General features: G+C 40.5%; 15 protein-coding genes. 10 read left to right on the top strand and 5 right to left on the bottom strand.

Translation table 11 applies throughout. The features are described 5' to 3' along the window. Positions 1–74: 74 nt before the first annotated feature. Positions 75–539, bottom strand: a complete 465-nt coding sequence (locus AC3XNE_RS00215; protein WP_489832243.1) for a flavodoxin — start codon at positions 537–539, stop codon at positions 75–77. 224 nt (positions 540–763) lie between these two features. On the opposite strand from AC3XNE_RS00215, the gene map reads away from it, so the two are divergent. From map to AC3XNE_RS00195, 4 genes are all read left to right on the top strand, one after another. Beyond that, positions 764–1,549 carry a type I methionyl aminopeptidase gene (gene map, locus AC3XNE_RS00210; protein WP_489832242.1) on the top strand — a complete coding sequence of 262 codons (786 nt, stop codon included), beginning with the start codon at positions 764–766 and terminating at the stop codon, positions 1,547–1,549. Between the two features lie 163 nt (positions 1,550–1,712). After that, entirely contained in the window at positions 1,713–2,585 is an 873-nt protein-coding gene (gene galU, locus AC3XNE_RS00205) for a UTP--glucose-1-phosphate uridylyltransferase GalU (RefSeq protein ID WP_489832241.1), read from the top strand. A gap of 208 nt (positions 2,586–2,793) precedes the next feature. Then, positions 2,794–3,300, top strand: a complete 507-nt coding sequence (locus tag AC3XNE_RS00200) for a LysM peptidoglycan-binding domain-containing protein (RefSeq protein ID WP_489832240.1) — start codon at positions 2,794–2,796, stop codon at positions 3,298–3,300. A 27-nt stretch (positions 3,301–3,327) separates the two neighbouring features. Then, entirely contained in the window at positions 3,328–4,257 is a 930-nt protein-coding gene (locus AC3XNE_RS00195) for a YihY/virulence factor BrkB family protein (RefSeq protein WP_489832239.1), read from the top strand. 500 nt (positions 4,258–4,757) lie between these two features. Here AC3XNE_RS00195 and recX read toward each other — a convergent pair whose 3' ends face one another. Beyond that, positions 4,758–5,555, bottom strand: coding sequence for a recombination regulator RecX (gene recX, locus AC3XNE_RS00190; protein WP_489832238.1), 798 nt, complete (start codon positions 5,553–5,555; stop codon positions 4,758–4,760). Between the two features lie 145 nt (positions 5,556–5,700). Between recX and rlmD the strand changes: the two genes are divergently transcribed. The 6 genes from rlmD to AC3XNE_RS00160 all read left to right on the top strand — a co-directional run bounded on the left by rlmD (position 5,701) and on the right by AC3XNE_RS00160 (position 13,870). Further along, complete coding sequence (rlmD, locus tag AC3XNE_RS00185) at positions 5,701–7,119, top strand: 23S rRNA (uracil(1939)-C(5))-methyltransferase RlmD (RefSeq protein ID WP_489832237.1); 1,419 nt, start codon at positions 5,701–5,703, stop codon at positions 7,117–7,119. A 119-nt stretch (positions 7,120–7,238) separates the two neighbouring features. Next, positions 7,239–7,784, top strand: a complete 546-nt coding sequence (locus AC3XNE_RS00180; RefSeq protein ID WP_010497028.1) for a DUF402 domain-containing protein — start codon at positions 7,239–7,241, stop codon at positions 7,782–7,784. Positions 7,785–8,081: 297 nt separating this feature from the next. Further along, the gene (locus tag AC3XNE_RS00175; RefSeq protein ID WP_489832236.1) at positions 8,082–9,128 is read left to right on the top strand and encodes an NAD(P)H-dependent glycerol-3-phosphate dehydrogenase; all 1,047 of its coding nucleotides are present in this window, start codon (positions 8,082–8,084) and stop codon (positions 9,126–9,128) included. Between the two features lie 186 nt (positions 9,129–9,314). Beyond that, the gene (locus AC3XNE_RS00170) at positions 9,315–10,739 is read left to right on the top strand and encodes an ATP-binding cassette domain-containing protein (protein WP_489832235.1); all 1,425 of its coding nucleotides are present in this window, start codon (positions 9,315–9,317) and stop codon (positions 10,737–10,739) included. Between the two features lie 71 nt (positions 10,740–10,810). Next, positions 10,811–12,175, top strand: coding sequence for a hemolysin family protein (locus AC3XNE_RS00165; protein WP_489832234.1), 1,365 nt, complete (start codon positions 10,811–10,813; stop codon positions 12,173–12,175). A gap of 117 nt (positions 12,176–12,292) precedes the next feature. Next, the gene (locus AC3XNE_RS00160; RefSeq protein ID WP_489832233.1) at positions 12,293–13,870 is read left to right on the top strand and encodes a peptide chain release factor 3; all 1,578 of its coding nucleotides are present in this window, start codon (positions 12,293–12,295) and stop codon (positions 13,868–13,870) included. A gap of 192 nt (positions 13,871–14,062) precedes the next feature. On the opposite strand, the gene AC3XNE_RS00155 is transcribed toward AC3XNE_RS00160, so the two are convergent. The 3 genes from AC3XNE_RS00155 to AC3XNE_RS00145 all read right to left on the bottom strand — a co-directional run bounded on the left by AC3XNE_RS00155 (position 14,063) and on the right by AC3XNE_RS00145 (position 18,077). Next, entirely contained in the window at positions 14,063–15,199 is a 1,137-nt protein-coding gene (locus tag AC3XNE_RS00155) for a MucBP domain-containing protein (RefSeq protein ID WP_489832232.1), read from the bottom strand. 200 nt (positions 15,200–15,399) lie between these two features. Continuing rightward, on the bottom strand, positions 15,400–15,681 hold the full coding sequence (locus AC3XNE_RS00150) for a DUF1827 family protein (protein ID WP_489832231.1): 282 nt from the start codon (positions 15,679–15,681) through the stop codon (positions 15,400–15,402). 170 nt (positions 15,682–15,851) lie between these two features. Further along, entirely contained in the window at positions 15,852–18,077 is a 2,226-nt protein-coding gene (locus AC3XNE_RS00145; RefSeq protein WP_489832230.1) for an ATP-dependent Clp protease ATP-binding subunit, read from the bottom strand. Positions 18,078–18,258 lie beyond the last annotated feature (181 nt).

Genomic DNA, 18,258 nt, shown 5'->3' with positions numbered 1-18,258 from the left:
CCAGGTCGAGCATTTTTGTTAAATTTTTATCGATCTTCGAGACGGAAACCCTAGAAACATAATGACGGCGTCGTTTACACCTTTTGTTCATTATATGTTTCTACGAGTTTTTTGCTGAAGTCATCAAGTGCCGCCAAGTCTTCATCGGAGTCTGGCGCAAGGTTGATCTTGATATCTGGAGCACCCTGGATCGCATGTGCGCCTTTCATAGCGTTGCTGAAATCATCGACTGCAGTGCAATAAAAGCCCTCGTAAAAAGTATCACCAGAACCGGCGACTCCATAAACCTTACCGCTAAGATCGGCCTCTTCTTTAAGGTCATCATAGAAGTCTAAACCTTCATCAGGTAAAGCACCTTCATCGTAAGTATAAGGGCAGATCACGCAAATATCTGCTTCTTCGAAGTCTTCGATCTCAGCTTGGGAGATCTCGATCTGTTCGATCTCGAACCCTTGATCTTCCAAATTGTCTGACACGATATCTGCTATATCTTCATTATTTCCTGTAATAGTGGCGAAAACAACTTTTGCCGTTGGCATTCTTGATCCTTCTTTCAATATTTATATCACAGCTATTATAGCAGATTATGTGAGAAATTTATCCCCTAGTTTGGGAAAATTAAACATTATTTCCTAAATAGGCTATAATAGAAAAGTAACTGAGCGTTTCGACCATGACAAGGGGGCACGAGATGCTTAGTGATCGTTGAATAACGGAACAAAGTATTATTCAAATATTCGAAATCAATGGAGGGAACTTATAAATGATAACTTTGAAATCTGACCGTGAGATCAAAGAAATGGCGGAGTCCGGTGCAATTTTAGCAGGAATGCATATCGGGATCCGTGACCTGATCAAACCCGGCATGTCAAGTTGGGATATTGAAGAATTTGCATTGAAGTACATTAAAGACCACGATGCAATTCCTGAACAAATAGGTTTTGAAGGATACAAGTATGCAACTTGCATTAGCGTTAATGATGAGATCTGTCACGGTTTTCCACGCAAAGATCTGACTTTAAAAGACGGTGACTTGGTCAAGGTCGATACTGTAGTTAATTACCACGGAGCTATGAGCGATTCATGCTGGAGCTATGTAGTCGGTAGATCCACGCCTGAGATCGACCGTTTGATGGATGTCACTAAAAAAGCTTTGTATCTAGGGATAGACCAGGCTCAAGTTGGCAACCGGATCGGTGATATTGGTGCTGCGATCCAACACTACACAGAAGATGAAAATGGTTATGGTGATGTTCGCGAATTTATTGGACACGGCATTGGACCGACGATGCACGAAAGCCCAAATGTGCCTCATTATGGCGAGGCTGGTAAAGGGCTGCGTTTACGGCCCGGAATGACGATCACTATCGAACCAATGATCACCATGGGTGGTTGGCAAGCAGTGATGGATGATCCAAATGGCTGGACTGCTCGTACTCAAGATGGTAGCTTGTGTTGTCAGTATGAACATTCGATTGCAATTACAAATGATGGTCCAAAGATCTTAACTTCTCAGGATCATGAGTTTGATGCGAAATATTTGCTTTAAAATTTTAGATAAGTATAATATGCTTTATAATAGAATTTTTTATATGTAAAGGCGTACATTTACTAATAATAATTTAGTTGGTATAATAATACTACTTGCGAAATAAGCCTGTTATTGTTGTATCGTTAGTGATATTTATCGACTATTCAAGAGGAGCAATCAAATGAAAGTAAGAAAAGCTGTTATTCCAGCCGCTGGGCTAGGTACACGTTTTTTGCCAGCGACTAAAGCATTGGCCAAGGAAATGTTGCCGATCATTGATAAACCAACGATCCAATATATCGTTGAGGAAGCTAAAAAATCTGGGATCGAAGATATTTTAGTTGTGACTGGGAAGGGAAAACGTCCAATAGAAGATCACTTTGACTCGGTGCCTGAATTGGAACAAAATTTGAAAGACAAAGGAAAAACTGAACTTTTACAGCTAGTCGAACAGACTACGGATATCAACCTTTACTTCATTAGACAATCTCATCCCCGTGGTTTAGGGGATGCGGTATTGATGGCGAAGGACTTTGTCGGTGACGAACCTTTTGTTGTAATGCTCGGTGACGACATCATGGAAGACAAAGTTCCACTGACTAAACAATTGATGGAACGTTACGATGATACGCATGCCTCAACATTAGCTGTTATGAAGGTCCCATACCAAGAAGTTAATAAATATGGAGTGATCGATCCAACAACACAAACGAAGCCGGGGTTGTATGACGTCAAACGCTTCGTTGAAAAACCCGATGTTGACAAAGCACCGTCTGATTTGGCAATTATTGGACGTTACTTACTAACACCAGAGATCTTTTCAATGCTAGAAACCCAGAAACCAGGTGCAGGAAATGAGATCCAACTTACTGATGCAATTGATCGTTTGAACAAGATCCAACGTGTATTTGCCCATGAGTTTAAGGGCAACCGTTTCGATGTTGGCTACAAGTTTGGTTACTTGAAGACCTCGATCGAATTTGGTTTGCGTCATCCTGAAGTCAAAGATGAGTTAGTTTCATACATTAAAGACTTAAGCAAAAAATTGAAATAAATTTAAAGAGAGTTTTGATAAAAATTCAAGGCTCTTTTTTTGGCGTTTGCTTCGGGTTTTGAAGATGAGTATGTTATACTGGGCGTGTTTGCGTTCCTTGGTGCTACTATTTGGATAATTTTTAGTGTAAAATAGAAATTGGAATATTTGTGTATTTTACATAAGAACATTTCAGAACATCTTTAATAATGAATAAGGGAGAAGTGTCATGCGGAAACATAAGAAACACGTTCATTCAGAACGGAAAAGGGCTTTAAAAAAGACTAGTTGGACAATTTTAGCAATCATCGTACTTTTTGCCGCAGGATCTTGGGCATGGAGAACTACTTTAGTACAAAGCCGTGTCCAGGCATCTTTTGGAAACAATGCTTCTTATCAGAAGAGGGAGTATAATGAGCAACGTGCGCTCGCCAAGAAAAAATATGGTGAAAGTACTAGTGTGGTTGGTAAAAAGTCTGGCCAGCAAAAACCTGCCACTGAAAGTAGGAAGGGTAGTTCTAATAAAAAAACTCCTGGTGCCGACAAATATGTTTACATTACAGTTAAGGAAGGACAATATTTGTCCACGGTAGCGGATGAGTACAACACGACAGTCGACAAATTAATTGAGTTGAATAACTTAGATAGTCGTGATATTTCAGCTGGTGTTCATCTTAAGGTCCCAGCTCATAGCAATACTTCCACCGATAATTCAGCAAACGACACTGGTCAGTAAAACTAAAGTAGGATGTGAATCAACTGAATGGATCTCGGAAAAAAATTACAGCCTGTCAAAAAATTTGCAGATTTGGCAATTAAACAATTTGGAGAAGTGAACCTGGGAAACACCGCAATAGTGACCGCCTATTATTCACTGTTAGCGATATTCCCGATGTTGATCTTCGTGACTAACTTGTTACCTATGCTGGGTTTAAAGGCAGATACCATTTTGCCTTATCTTCAAACGGCTTTTCCGTCGGCAATTTATAGCACCATCAAGCCGATCGTTATGGATTTTTTGACTAATAGTTCTGGCGGTTTGGCATCGGTCACAGGGATCTTGACGATCTGGTCGGCAAGTCGTGGGGTCAATGCCTTAAAAATGGCAATCAATCAGGTATACGGTGTCGAAGATTATGATAATGCGATCACGAGCCGGATCTTTTCTTTCTTGATGATTTTGTTGTTCTCGATCATCGTTATTGCGGCCTTTGTTATTAATAGTTTTGGTCAGATAGTTCTTGAATATTTGGCTCCAATTTTCCATTTATCCTTGGGTTGGTTGGATGCTTTTTCTAAATATAAGTTTCTAGTAACCTTTGTGATCATCTTTTTGGTGATGTTATTTCTATATATGACATTGACTAATGCCAAAACTCATTTGCGTTACGTTTGGCCAGGTGCTTTATTTGCGGCAATTGGTTGGATGCTTTTGACACAAGGTTTTTCAATTTATTTGAAATATTTTGCAAAATCAGTCTTAAGTTACGGAACGATCGGTACTTTTATCGTGCTGTTATTCTGGTTGAATTTCTCAAGTTGGGTAATTTTATTAGGTGCCCTAGTAAATTCGACTCTCGAAAAGTATCATTACGGTAAGATCCAACCCAAAAAGACTGCGATCAAACGGTTGTACGATCGGGTAGGCATGGCCAAAAAAAAGAATTCTAAAAAAGATAAGTCTGCAAAATAAAATAATTCCAAGGTGCCCCGTTGTTTAGATGTAAAGATCTAAATAACGAGGTATTTTTGAATCTTGAGCTTAAATTGAAAGTTATTTTTTCTTGTGTAATTTTGTTACTGTGTTAGGTCAGGAGCAACGATGGCACATCAGTGAGAGAAACTGTGCAAAGGGACAAAAAACGTCAAAGTGAGCAAGATTAATGGCTGGAAACAGTCAAGTGAGCCAAAACTCAGCCATACTAACGGCTCAAAATGGTGAAGAGAGCCATTGATTGGTGGAAGAAATGGCTCAAAACGCCGTAGTGAGCCATAACTTCGGCATATAAGTGGCTCAAAACCTTAAAGTGAGCTAAAAGTCGAGGCAATCAACGGCGCAAAACACCAAAGAGAGCCATTGATAACTGAAAGAAATGGCTTAAATCTGCAAAATAAACCATAACCTCAGCATATCAACGGCGCAAAATGACAATATATACTAGGAACAAAAAAATTAAAGTACAGACGAGCTACTTATTCCATGTTTTTTGCATCAAGATAGTGTGTGATCAGATCGCCGGAAAAGCCCTTACGGTAAAGGCCTTGACGTACTTTTTGTGATCGTTGTTTTTGCTCATAGCGCTGGTTTTTACGCCAAAGTTTATCGCCTTGCTCTTGCAGCGCAACTTCTTCCTCTTGTTCATCAGGTTGTAGATTTAATTCTTCCATGATCAAATTGACGACATCACCTGAAAACCCCTTTTGCAGTAATTGTTGTCTTATTTTATTATTTTTGGTGCGAAAAGATTCACCATGAAAGTGACGAACGCTTTTTTTTGCTGCATTCACACCGTTTAACACTTGTTGTTCTTCTGGAAATTCGGTCAAGGCTTCTTCTATGTTAGTAGCTTGGACACCTTTTTGTTTAAGCTTGTTGATAATGACGGTCGGTCCTTTATCGGCAGTTTTAGCCATTGTGCGAACATAGCTTCGTGCATATTGAAGATCGTCTATCAAGTCCATTTCTGTTAATTTTGATATAGTTTGTTCGATGTCTTTGTCTGAGATCCCGTTTTGACGAAGATGATCATGGACTTCTTTTTTTGTGCGCAATTGATGTGCCAAGTAATTTAAAGCTTTTTGATAAGCTTTTGACGTATTGTCAGCTTCCTGAATGTTTTCAATATCCTCAGTGGTCAACTCGCGGCCTTTGCTTAGCGCGAAACGGATCAAAACATCTTCACCGACAGGAAAAGCATATTTACCGTCCAAATATATGTTGTAGCGTCCTTTACGTTTTTGTGTTTTGATCAGAGTGATCGTTTTTGTCAAAATAATCTGCTCCTTAGTTCTGAATTTTTTAATTGTTACAAACATTATAATAGTAAAAGTGGTCTTTTTCCATGACCAGCATGTTATAATCAAAAACGATAAACAAACAGGAAACAATTTAACTGCTTGTATGAGAGGAAAAGTAATGAAAAATAAGCGAAAGTACACGTATAACGATCAAAATAAGCATCAAACGAAACGTGATGGTTTACAAGGCAAGGTAATTTTGGTCACGATCAAACGTTTGGGGATCAATGGGGAAGGGATCGGCTATTACAAACGTAAGATCATTTTTGTTCCAGGTGCGTTGCCGCATGAGGATGTTTTAACACGGGTCACTATTGAAAAGCAGAAATATTTGGAAGGCGAGTTGGTCCGAGTCAAAAAGAAAAGTAAAGACCGCGTCAAACCTGTTGATCATTATGATGTTGGCGGCATTGAGCTGGAACATTTGGCATATCCTGCTCAACTCAAATTTAAGCGTGACGTGATCAAGCAGTCGTTAAAAAAATATCGCCCTGCTGATTTTGGTAACTACGAGATCAGGCAGACGATAGGGATGCAAGAGCCGTATCACTATCGCAATAAACTGCAATTTCAGATTCGTGCTGGTGATCATGGAAAGGTCTTGGCCGGTTTATACCGTCCTAACAGCCACGAGCTAGTTGACCTGCCGACTTTTTCTACTCAAACTGACTTGTCGATGAAGACCGTTCGTTTGATTTGTAGATTACTGGCCAAATGGAAGATCCAACCCTATGATGAGCAGCACGACGCAGGTGTCATCAAAACGGTGGTCGTACATGAGTCTTTTGCTAACCATGAACTACAAGTGGTCTTTGTTAGTCGGACAAAAAAGATCACGCAGATCAATAATTTGATCACTGACCTAGTTGCTGAAGAGCCGGCTGTCGTTTCAGTCATGCAAAATATTAACCCAAATAAAACTTCGCTAGTCTGGGGCGATAAAACGGTGCGTCTTTACGGACAAGAACAATTAGTAGAAAAAATTGGCGATGTTGAATATCATCTTTCAGCCAGCGCTTTTTTTCAGCTGAATACTGTTCAAACGGAGAAGTTATACGCTGAGGTCAAGTCGGCTTTGGCACTTAAAAAAAGTGACCTGTTAGTCGATGCGTATTGCGGAGCAGGTACTATCGGGATCTATCTTGCTCAAGAAGCGCGTGGTGTTTACGGTATGGACGTTACTCCTGAAGCTATTTCAGATGCCCAGCAAAATGCGAAGCAAGCAGGATTAACTAATACCCATTATGAAGCTGGAACAGCCGAGGATCTTTTTGCCAAGTGGACTCGTCAAGGTCTCACTGCCAATGCTTTAGTGGTCGATCCACCTCGGACCGGTTTGGATGATAGACTAATAGCTACGATCTTAAAATACCGTCCGGCGAAGTTTGTTTATGTTTCCTGTAATCCATCGACACTGGCTGCTGATTTGGTTCAACTTACTCGAGGGTATGATGTCAGATACATTCAACCGATAGATATGTTTCCGCAAACAGCCCGCAGTGAAGCAATTGTGAAACTAAATTTGAAAAAAAGATAAAATTCTAAGCTGAAATGCACAAAAGGGTGGGAATTGCTTTGTGCATTTCGGCTTGTTTTGCTATAATTAATTTGAATTCGGTGTATTTACACCTGTGTTTATGGAAAGCAGGGAAGTTTATGCGACATTTCAGTGGACCCAAGGAAGGTGAGTTCATTACTTTGAAGAGTTATAAACACGATGGTAGTTTACACCGCACATGGCGCGATACGATGGTTTTAAAAACTAGTGAAAATGCTTTGATCGGATGTAACGACCATACTTTGGTCACAGAATCCGATGGGCGAAGGTGGCTCACCCGGGAGCCGGCATTAGTTTATTTTCACGCCAACTACTGGTTTAATATTGTAACCATGATCCGTGATAATGGGATCTCCTATTACTGCAATTTGGCTTCACCCGCAGTTTTGGACAAGGAGGCATTGAAGTACATTGATTATGACTTGGATGTGAAGGTCTTTCCGAACGGGGAAAAACGACTCTTAGATGTCGATGAATATCAGGAGTTTGGCTCACGCTGGCACTATTCAGCAGAGACAGACAAAATCTTAAAGCACAATGTGCGTACTTTGGTGGACTGGATCGATCATAAAAAAGGCCCCTTTTCTCAAGAGTACGTCGAGATCTGGTACAATCGTTATTTGGAGTTATCCAAACGACAGTAAATTAAGACCGGTGTTTATAACAATGAGAAGTTCAACGATAACAACGAGATGTTGCGCGTAGTTGAACTTTTTGCGTCTTCGCTCGAATTAAGTTTACATGGAGCAAAATGTCTTTTGGTAGCATAGTATATGCTGCTCATTTTTGTGACCTGGTTTTAGATTTGGACTGAGTATTCATTTTGGGCTCACCTCCCATAGTTATGCGCTTTATTGCTTGGAAATGATAAATATGGTATTGTTACTCAGGTAAGTAGTTCGTTATTTTTAAATAAATAAGATTGGGATGAAACGTTGATCATGAAAAAGAAAGTTGCTGTTTTAGGCGCAGGGTCTTGGGGCAGCGTTCTTGCAAATGTTTTGATCGAGAACGGCAACCAGGTTGAATTGTGGACTTATAAAGCTTCCCAAGCTGAAGAGATCAATTCACAGCATACAAATAATAAATACATCAAGGATTATCATCTTCCTGACAAATTGCATGCAACAACAGATATGAACGAGGCTTTGGCTGATGCGGACGTTGTTTTGTTTGTCGTACCGACTAAGGCGATCCGTGAGGTTGCAGTTCAAGTTTGTGACGTCTTACGTTCGACTAATAATGCTCCTTTGATCGTTCATGCAAGCAAGGGCTTGGAATTAAATACTTATAAACGGATCTCTGAGATCATTGATGAAGAGATCCCGTCCGGTTATCGACAAGGGATCGTAGCATTATCCGGTCCTAGTCATGCTGAAGAGGTTGCACACCATGACTTGACTTTGATCACCGCAGCTAGTGAAGATATAGAAAGTGCCAAGAAGGTCCAATCTTTGTTTATGAATGAGTACTTGCGGATCTATACTAATCCTGATTTACTTGGAGTTGAATTGGGAGCTGCTTTCAAAAATATTATCGCTTTGGGCGCCGGTGCATTACACGGCCTAGGGTTTGGGGATGATGCTAAAGCTGCATTGATGACGCGTGGCTTAGCTGAGATCAGTCGCTTAGGCGTGGCCTTTGGCGCAGATCCTTTGACCTTTATTGGACTTTCAGGGGTAGGAGACCTGATAGTAACTTGTACCAGTGTTCATTCGCGTAATTGGCGTGCCGGAGACCAATTGGGTTCTGGTAAAAAATTACCAGATGTCATTGCTGACATGGGAATGGTCATTGAAGGGATCAACACTACCCAGGCAGCTTATGAGCTTTCGCAACAAAAGCAGATCGATATGCCGATCACTACTGCGATCTATAATGTTTTGTACCGAGATGCGGACATTAAAGAAGAAGTAGGTGGTTTGATGACACGTGAAGGAAAGTCTGAAGAAACTGCTTCAACTTTTAATGTTAGTGAGAAAAAGTAAAAATAACTAAGGACCTTAAATGGCCTCGATCATGGAAACAAACTTGAGTTGTTCATGGTTGAGGCTTTATTAATTGATAGTGGACAATTATTTCATTCTCTTTAATTAATCGTGCAACAATTGACAGTTACTGCCCATTTCTTTAGTATTTAACATATCCGAATTTAAAATTTCAGGGAGATTAAGATGGCTAAAATTGAATTAAAATATATAACAAAAGAAAGTTCTTTGTTGATCGATAAAAAAGAACGTAACAAAGGTGTGGTGCAAACTGCCGAGAATGATCGTTTTTGGCAATTGCGTGGGATCTCGTTAAACGTTAATGATGGTGAGGCTGTTGGTTTAGTTGGGATGAACGGCTCGGGAAAATCAACCTTGTTACAGGTCATAGCTGGTATAACGCAACAGACAACCGGTTTTATCACGTGTGCCAGTAAGATCAACCTTGCTTCTGCTACACATGGATTGGATACAGAGCAGACTGGTTTGGAAAATATTCGAACCAAGATCAGCGAAGCCGAGATCGATAGTTTCAAAGGCGATCATCTGACAAACGGTGTCGTCAATTTTTGTGAATTAGGACAGTGGTTGTACCGTCCGGTTTCAGAATATTCTGTTGGGATGCGCGCGCGTTTGAGTTTGGGGATCGCCTTGTACATTCAACCAGAACTGGTTTTGATCGATGATGTATTTTTCTTATTAGATCAAGATTTCTTCCAGAAAACGGCGGCACGGATCCAACGTTTGAAGGATCTGGGAGTTTCATTTTTTATTAGTGATTCACGTGGTTTAAATGTCGAAGCTTTTTGTGAACGGACAATTTGGTTACAATTTGGTGAACAGCAAGATTTTGGTCCATCACGCGATGTGATGCAGCAATATCAATACTTTATTGACTATTACTATAGCCTAAGTTTGCCAGAACAAAACGATTATTTGGCTAAAAAACAACAAGAACAAGTCGACTTTGACATCGATCGCTTGTACGACGAGTTCAAGGGTGAGCAATTTAAGCAGGGTTATACTCGTAAAGATGAACCTCGTATGCGCAAGGCGTTTTTTGTTGAACGCGGCTCTGATCCAGTCGGCCAGACCCACAAGCCTGATAATTCTGCTGAAATGACTAGCGAATCTGATACTACTAAAACAAATAAGTCTGGTAAGCTTGGTTGGATCGTGACTGTAGCGGTCATCTTGTTGTTTGGTGGAGGTTGGTGGCTTACTGAAAGTCAGCAATTCAATTTGAACGGCAACCAGGCCACAGAATCATCGAAGATGGAAAAGAGACAGCAGGCTGATTCTAGTTCACTGGCGGCGGCTAAAAAAGAGTCTGATACTAAGACTTCGACTAAGGCCAAGAAACAGGCTAGTGAGAAGAAAGCTAGTTCCGCTAAAGCTTCTTCACAAAAAAAGGCTAGTTCCAAAAAAGATTCGAGTTCTGCTAGTTCTTCATCGAAAGAAGAAACTCAGACAGTTAATGTTTCTGATGGTGAAACTATCGGAGAGTTAGCACAGAAATATCAAACAAGTGTTTCTAAGATACAGGACTTAAATGATATGGGTGGAGACGTGAACTTGACCGCCGGAGATACAGTCAAGGTTCCAAAATAATTTGTTTAAAGTGCTCGAAATATAGTATAATTTAATCATTGTAATCTTTATTATTGGAGTGGTGGAAAATTATGGATGCTGATCCTGGACAGCAGTGGGGTTTGTTGGTCCTAGCTTTAGTATTGATCGGACTCAGTTTTTGCTTTGCTATATATGAGCAATCTTTAAGAAATACAACGCCGCAAGTGCTTGAGAAGGCTAGTGGATCCTTATCCGCTAGAAGACAAAAAAAAGTGGCTGGCTTGGTTAAAAGTCTCTCAAACGAACATCAAACTGCCCATGTTGCCCGTTTAACTACCTGTCTTTTGGGCTTAATATTTCTGGTAGCGGCTGTTTTTTTGGCAGTAGACGAGGATTTGATAAGTGTACTTGTAAGCGGGCTCTTGCTTGGTATATTGGCTTGCGTATTAGGTGAGGCTTTGTTTGTTAAGTGGCCGCTGAAACTTGCTGTCCACGATCCAGTTCAAGTTGCTTTTAAAGGTTATCGTTTTGGACATTGGTTCCTTGTGTTATTTATGCCGCTTGTTATTATTAGCAGCTGGTTCAACAAACTACTGGGAAAAGACGAGCCGACCTTGACTACACCGAGGCAAGGAATGTCTTGGCAAAATATTGTCGATTTGATCGAAGAGGGACGTAGCAATGGTGAGATCGACAATGATGAGTATGAAATGATCGAGGGGATCTTGTCCTTGCATGAGAAAATGGCACGTGAGGTAATGGTCCCACGTATCGATGCGTTTATGATCGATATTACTAATGATAATGACCGCAGCATTGACGATATCCTCCAAATGAATTATTCGCGTGTTCCAGTCTATCATGAAGATAAGGATAATATCATTGGTGTTGTCCATATTAAAAACTTGGTAAAAACAGCACGGCGGTTTGGCTTTGAACATACAATGATCCGTCAGGTGATGCGGGAACCTTTTTTTGTTCCGGAAACTATTATGATCGACCAGTTGATCTATGAAATGAAGAACGAACAAAATCAAATGGCTATCTTGTTGGATGAATACGGGGGAGTCGTTGGAGTCGTTACTTTAGAAGATCTGATCGAAGAGATCGTTGGTGAGATCGAAGACGAATCTGATGAGCCAGATCAAATGATGGTCTCACTTACTCCAGCGGATTTTATTGTTCAAGGTAAAATGACGTTAGACGATTTTAACGAGGAATTTGGTCAATATATCCAGGCGCCGGATGTTGATACCATTGCAGGTTATGTAATTACTCAACTTGGTTATATCCCGCAAGAGTCTGACGTTGATACAGTCACCTTAGACGATGGTTCAAACATCGTAGTTCATAAAATGGAAGACGATCGTTTGTTAGAGTTGGAAGTAGAGTTGTCTCACGCTGCCGTGGATTATCGAGTCGAGCGAGAGAAGTCGAAGAAGAAAGCTCAAGCCAAACTTGAAATGAATCGTTAATTGGAATTTAGTAGATCAAAAATCTGATAGTAACAACTGGACTGGTTTGTTAGCAATTTTAAAACCGGTCCTTTTTTTGAAAGTAGTAAATATGAGAAATAAGGAATAGTGAGGAAAATGAAAAAAAAAGAATTAAATAGTGAAGTCGGTAAACGGCGAACTTTTGCTATCATCTCACACCCTGACGCTGGGAAAACTACGATCACTGAGCAACTGTTGCTTTTTGGGGGAGTTTTGCGTTCAGCAGGGACCGTTAAGGCTAAAAAGAGTGGGAACTTTGCTAAGTCAGACTGGATGGAAATTGAAAAGAAACGTGGGATCTCTGTCACTAGTTCAGTGATGCAGTTTGATTATGCGGGCAAACGGATCAACATTTTGGATACACCCGGACACGAAGATTTTTCTGAAGATACATATCGGACTTTAATGGCTGTTGACTCTGCTGTGATGGTGATCGACGCCGCTAAAGGTATCGAACCGCAGACGAAAAAGCTCTTTCAGATCTGTAAGATGCGTGGTATCCCGATCTTCACATTTATGAACAAGCTTGATCGTGACAGTAGAGAACCCTTAGATCTGATCGGTGAATTAGAAGATGTTTTGGGGATCGATGCATATGCAATGAACTGGCCGATCGGGATGGGCAAAGACCTTAGAGGCCTATATGACATCTATAATAATCGCGTTGAGTTGTACCATTCAGAAGCTAAAGGTCAGGACTTTTTACCCCTTAACGAAGATGGGACTTTAGCTGTCGATAATGAATTAGCTGGGGATAGTATTTATCAGCAAGTTTTGGAAGATGTGGAATTAGTAAAAGATGCTGGCAATGATTTTGATGCAACTAAGATCGCTCGTGGTGAACTTACTCCGGTTTTCTTTGGCTCAGCACTGACCAATTTTGGGGTCAAAACTTTCTTAGATGCCTATTTACAGTTTGCACCCGCACCTGCAGCCCATCAAACTGTTGCAAAGACGGAGGTTCAACCAGATTCAGAAGAGTTTTCCGGTTTTGTCTTTAAGATCCAAGCTAACATGAACTCACAACACCGTGATCGGATCGCTTTTGTTCGGATCTGTTCCGGAGAGTTTGAACGTGGAATGGATGTTAACTTAAAGCGGACTTCTAAAAAAATGCGTCTGTCCAATTCCACTCAGTTTATGGCCGATAGCCGAGAAACCGTTGAAAATGCTGTAGCGGGCGATATTATTGGTTTATATGATACCGGTAATTTTCAAATTGGTGATACGATCTATACGGGAAAAAATGCGATCGAATATCCAAAACTCCCGCAATTTACGCCGGAATTATTTATGCGGGTCACTGCCAAAAATGTTATGAAACAAAAGTCTTTCCATAAAGGGATCCAGCAGTTGGTCCAAGAAGGTGCGATCCAGCTGTATCAGAGTTATTCGACTGGTGATTACATTTTGGGAGCTGTGGGCCAACTTCAATTTGAAGTTTTCCAATTTCGGATGTCGAATGAATATCATTCGGAAGTTGTGATGACACCACTAGGTCACAAGATCGCCCGCTGGATAGATCCTGATCAACTAGATGAAAATATGGCCAGTTCCAGAAATATGTTAGTTAAGGATCGGAATGAACAGCCACTATTCTTATTTGAAAATGAATTTGCTGAACGCTGGTTTGCAGATAAATATCCAAACGTTAAGTTATTTTCACTGCTTTAAGATAAGGTGGCCAAATGAGGTTTTGTTAGTTCGATAAAAAAGGTGGTGGAGCAATCAGACACGATTGTTCCACCACCTTTTTTTATGTTTTCGCTAATTATTTTGCGGTTAAACCTGCCACTGACTTCTAACCTTTTGCCTTTGCGGTTATGACTTTTACCGACTGCAGTACACCTTTTTTATTAAGTTGCTTTAGTGTTTAAAATTTAAATACTCAGCTAACAACCAACCAACATTAGTAACATGATACCACTGCATGCCGTTGATAAATTTTTGTGCGTTGAGCTTTACCGTTTGGCCATCTTCTAATTGAGCAGTTTTTTTACCACAGGGTAAATCATATAAATTTACTCTTTTGCCGGGAATAAAATCGATCTTGGCTGACACATGTAGTGGAACAGCATAACTTTTCGAGACTGGATCTGCTCGTGTCTTGCCAGTTAAATATTTGTCCTTATCAACTAGCTTGGTATTTTCGGTGGCTTTGACCCACGTATTTCCTCCGAGGCAGTACCATAATTGACCATCACTTGTTTGAACAGTTTTGAAAATTTGCCAGAATGTATTTTTGGCAAGCGTCATTTTTAATTCTTTACCTTGAGGCTCGCTGACACATTTGACGAAGTCAGTCGTTTGTATTAGACGCATCTTCTCGTCGACGTTTTGCCATAACTTTTGACGATACAAATAGATCACGAATTGTTGTCGCTTTGAAAAATGACCGTTCACTGGTCCTCGGGCTTCTAATAAACGATAGTTAGCAAAACTTGGTGCCACTAAAGAATAGGGTGCATGTAACTTGCCATGGATGAATTCGGGTTTTGTCAGCAAGTTTTGCTGGTCGATATCTTTGGCTAATAACCAGACCGCAGCAGCTTGATGTCGCTGGTAGTGAATTTTGATCACACCATATTTATCGGTAAAATTAGAAGTATAACCCTCGATATGACTGATATAATAACCAGAAAAACGTTTGATTTTAAAGTCGACTTCCTGACCGCGATAGCCATGTAAAACTTGAGCTTTTGCCAGATAATTCTGCTTTTCGTCTAGAAATAAGACCAAAATGGTAGCGGGTATTGGACGTGCAATTGTTTGACTCAATTGTGATTTAGCATTTTCAGCTGAAAATTGCTCTGTTTGTTTTTTTTCTTTGCCAGAGTGTAATTTAAGCTGCGATGAAACGGTAGGACTAGTATTTTCACGCAGAATATTCACTTGTACACGGTCAGGTGTGGAAGATGATTCGTCATTTTTTTTAGTTGAAAATTCTTTGCGGAGCACTTTCAACCCTCGTTTGATCACGTTAAATGGGCCAAACCTTGACATATACCTCACCTCTTCCACTTGATTGATTTCTTACTTATCTATTATACCGTAGTTAGTGTTTTTTTTTAAATACGAATTTTGCAAAGCATAAAATGATAAACAAAAAAGCAAAACAAACTACAGTCCGAACCAATGGTCCAAAGTTGAAGGTAGCGTATTTTGCTTGCTGCAATGATAGTTTGATCACTCTGACCAATGTTTTATTTAAATCCAGTTTGAATCTCGATAACTTTACCTGCCTTTGAGATCGTGGCTTCCTCTTTAGCTTGGCCTAAAAGGTGGTCTAAAACAAAATCTAGTTCACTGTCTGTGATGGAACGTAACTTATTGGAGATCACGATCTCATCGAAACCTTCTTTTTTCTTGTGAACGACGATCGAATTTCCCAGCGTATATACTTTAATAAAATGAGCAGGTGAAGTCCTTAATTCTTTATCGATCTCACGTGCATAACTGTTTGTAACATCAATTAAATTCATCATTTTAAAACCCTCCCAGTATATCTCTTTGAATATATTATATATTAAAATTTACCAATGAAAAAACTTTAAGTACCCAAAATAAAGAGTTTTTTAAAGAAGAATGAGAGCCAAATAGACCGTTAAATAAAAAACACAACCACCCAAAAAACGGGTAGTTGTGTCAATACTAATTATTGATCGTCTTTTTGTGAACTATTATCTTCGTTAGACTTTTGTTCAGATCCATCATTTTTAGTGATCTTGATCTCGCCGTCTTCAAGCCGAGCAGATAAGTTTTGATTACCCGGATTGTCAAGATAATAATCAGCGATCTTATCTTCAAGCTGCTCTTGGATAACACGACGTAATGGACGTGCACCCATCTTCGGGTCATAACCAAGGTCAACTAATTTATCAGAAACAGGCCCAGTAACGTGTAGTTCGATCCCTTTAGCTGCCAACATTTCGTTAACTTCATCTAACATCAAGGAAACGATATGATGAAGATTTTCCTTAGACAAAGCGTTGAACTCTACGATGCCGTCGAAACGGTTCAGGAACTCAGGCTTGAAATACTGAGATAAGTTGTTCATGATCAAATGAGTTTCACCCGAGGCTTCAGCACCAAAGCCAACTGAGGAGACTGAGTCGCCGCTACCAGCATTAGATGTCATGATGATGATAGTATCCTTAAAGGAAACCGTCCGACCTTGTGAGTCCGTCAACCGACCATCGTCAAGGATCTGCAAGAATGTGTGCAAAACATCGGGATGAGCTTTTTCAACTTCATCTAGCAAGATCAGACTATATGGGTGACGCCGAACTTGTTCAGTTAACTGACCAGCTTCTTCATAGCCTACATAGCCCGGCGGTGAACCGATCAATTTCGACACTGAGAATTTCTCCATATATTCACTCATGTCAAACCGAATCATTGCGTCTTCCGTTCCAAATAGCTCACGAGCCAACTGCTTAGCAGTTTCAGTTTTACCGACACCGGTTGGTCCGACAAATAGGAACGAACCAATAGGGCGTCCCGACTTGTTGAAGCCGACACGATTACGACGAATTGCACGAGCAACTTTAGTAACGGCTTTATCTTGACCAATAACATGTTGTTCAAGTGAATTAGCCAAGTTCTTCAATTGTGATTGTTCCTTAGCCTTCAATTCACCAACAGGAATATCAGTCTTTTCTTCAACGATCTTCTCCATGTCTTTTTCAGTGATCTCAGGAGTTGCTTCGTCTGAAGACGAATTGTCCTTCATCTTATTGAACTTAGAGACTTGATCACGGTAATAGGCGGCTTTTTCATAGTCTTCATCTTTCAAAGCAGCTTGTTTTTCTTCTTCCGCTTTGTTGATTTTATCATCCATGACTGCCGGGTCGACGGTATGGATCGTCAAATTCTTCTTTGAGCCGGCCTCATCCAAAAGGTCGATCGCTTTATCAGGCAAGAAGCGGTCTTGAATATACCGGTCTGACAAGGTAGCTGCGGCTTCTAAGGCTTTTTCAGAAAACTTAACGTGATGATAAGATTCATATTTACCGCTGATCCCTTGCAAGATCTTGATCGTTTCTTCAACTGAAGGTTCGTCAACTTGGATAGGTTGTAAACGACGAGCTAGGGCGGCGTCTTTTTCGATCGTACGGTACTCATTTAATGTTGTAGCACCGACTAACTGGAGGTCGCCGCGGGCTAAAGCTGGTTTCAAAACATTACCGGCATCCATACCGCCCTCAGCGTTACCTGCACCTACAATTTCGTGGATCTCATCGATGAAGAGGATAGTATTTTTCTCTTTTTTCAACTCTTCCATCAATTGTTTCATCCGCTCTTCGAATTGGCCACGGATACCCGTACCCTGAACAAGTGAAACAACATCTAAACGAACTACTTTTTTGTTTTGTAATTTTTGTGGTACATCGTTGTCGACGATCTTTTGGGCTAAGCCTTCAACAACGGCTGTTTTACCAACACCGGCTTCCCCGATCAAAACAGGGTTATTTTTTGTCCGCCGGTTTAAGATCTCGATCACGCGCTCGATTTCTTTATCTCTGCCGATCACTGGGTCGATACGACCATTTTGTGCTTCTTCCGTGAGGTCAAGACCATATTGCCCAAGGATCGTATTGCCGCCATTATTCCGACCATTACCGCCAGCAGCTTGGGTTGGCGGAACTTGTCCCTGTCTTTGCGGTCCTTGTTGGTCACTAGACATTGACCGGAATAAGTCGTCCAAATTACCAAAACCGAATGGGTCTTGCATCATTGAACTGGAACGGCCATTATTACCAGCTTGGTCCTTTAACTTCTTGTAACAACTTTGGCAAAGATCGATGGAAGTTTGTCGACCGTTGATACTAGTTGTCAAATGGATAGTAGCTGGATTTTGATGACAATTTTGACATAACATATAATTTGTTCACGACCTTTCGTAAGATCCAGGTTAGTCGAAAGCCAAAAAGTGTTTTGACCTTCTTTGACCTTTCATAGTTTTATTATACAAAGTTCTGAAAAAACTTCAAGCTATACGCTTAGAAAAATATTAGTTTTTCATGCTATAATTACATTCGAGTTCTATAAGGAGGAAGAGC

It is taken from the genome of Ligilactobacillus sp. JN-6 (Y).1 (assembly GCF_058111525.1).
Note: the sequence above shows the minus strand (reverse complement) of the source record. Positions and strands in the feature narration are given on the sequence as shown.

Bases quoted from the DNA above. Each gene is read 5' to 3' on its own strand.
- AC3XNE_RS00195 (WP_489832239.1), top strand. From the start codon at position 3,328: ATGGATCTCGGAAAAAAATTACAGCCTGTCAAAAAATTTGCAGATTTG.
- AC3XNE_RS00200 (WP_489832240.1), top strand. From the start codon at position 2,794: ATGCGGAAACATAAGAAACACGTTCATTCAGAACGGAAAAGGGCTTTA.
- AC3XNE_RS00165 (WP_489832234.1), top strand. From the start codon at position 10,811: ATGGATGCTGATCCTGGACAGCAGTGGGGTTTGTTGGTCCTAGCTTTA.
- AC3XNE_RS00175 (WP_489832236.1), top strand. From the start codon at position 8,082: ATGAAAAAGAAAGTTGCTGTTTTAGGCGCAGGGTCTTGGGGCAGCGTT.
- AC3XNE_RS00170 (WP_489832235.1), top strand. From the start codon at position 9,315: ATGGCTAAAATTGAATTAAAATATATAACAAAAGAAAGTTCTTTGTTG.
- map (WP_489832242.1), top strand. From the start codon at position 764: ATGATAACTTTGAAATCTGACCGTGAGATCAAAGAAATGGCGGAGTCC.
- AC3XNE_RS00160 (WP_489832233.1), top strand. From the start codon at position 12,293: ATGAAAAAAAAAGAATTAAATAGTGAAGTCGGTAAACGGCGAACTTTT.
- AC3XNE_RS00215 (WP_489832243.1), bottom strand. From the start codon at position 539: ATGCCAACGGCAAAAGTTGTTTTCGCCACTATTACAGGAAATAATGAA.
- AC3XNE_RS00155 (WP_489832232.1), bottom strand. From the start codon at position 15,199: ATGTCAAGGTTTGGCCCATTTAACGTGATCAAACGAGGGTTGAAAGTG.
- galU (WP_489832241.1), top strand. From the start codon at position 1,713: ATGAAAGTAAGAAAAGCTGTTATTCCAGCCGCTGGGCTAGGTACACGT.
- rlmD (WP_489832237.1), top strand. From the start codon at position 5,701: ATGAAAAATAAGCGAAAGTACACGTATAACGATCAAAATAAGCATCAA.
- AC3XNE_RS00180 (WP_010497028.1), top strand. From the start codon at position 7,239: ATGCGACATTTCAGTGGACCCAAGGAAGGTGAGTTCATTACTTTGAAG.
- AC3XNE_RS00150 (WP_489832231.1), bottom strand. From the start codon at position 15,681: ATGATGAATTTAATTGATGTTACAAACAGTTATGCACGTGAGATCGAT.
- AC3XNE_RS00145 (WP_489832230.1), bottom strand. From the start codon at position 18,077: ATGTTATGTCAAAATTGTCATCAAAATCCAGCTACTATCCATTTGACA.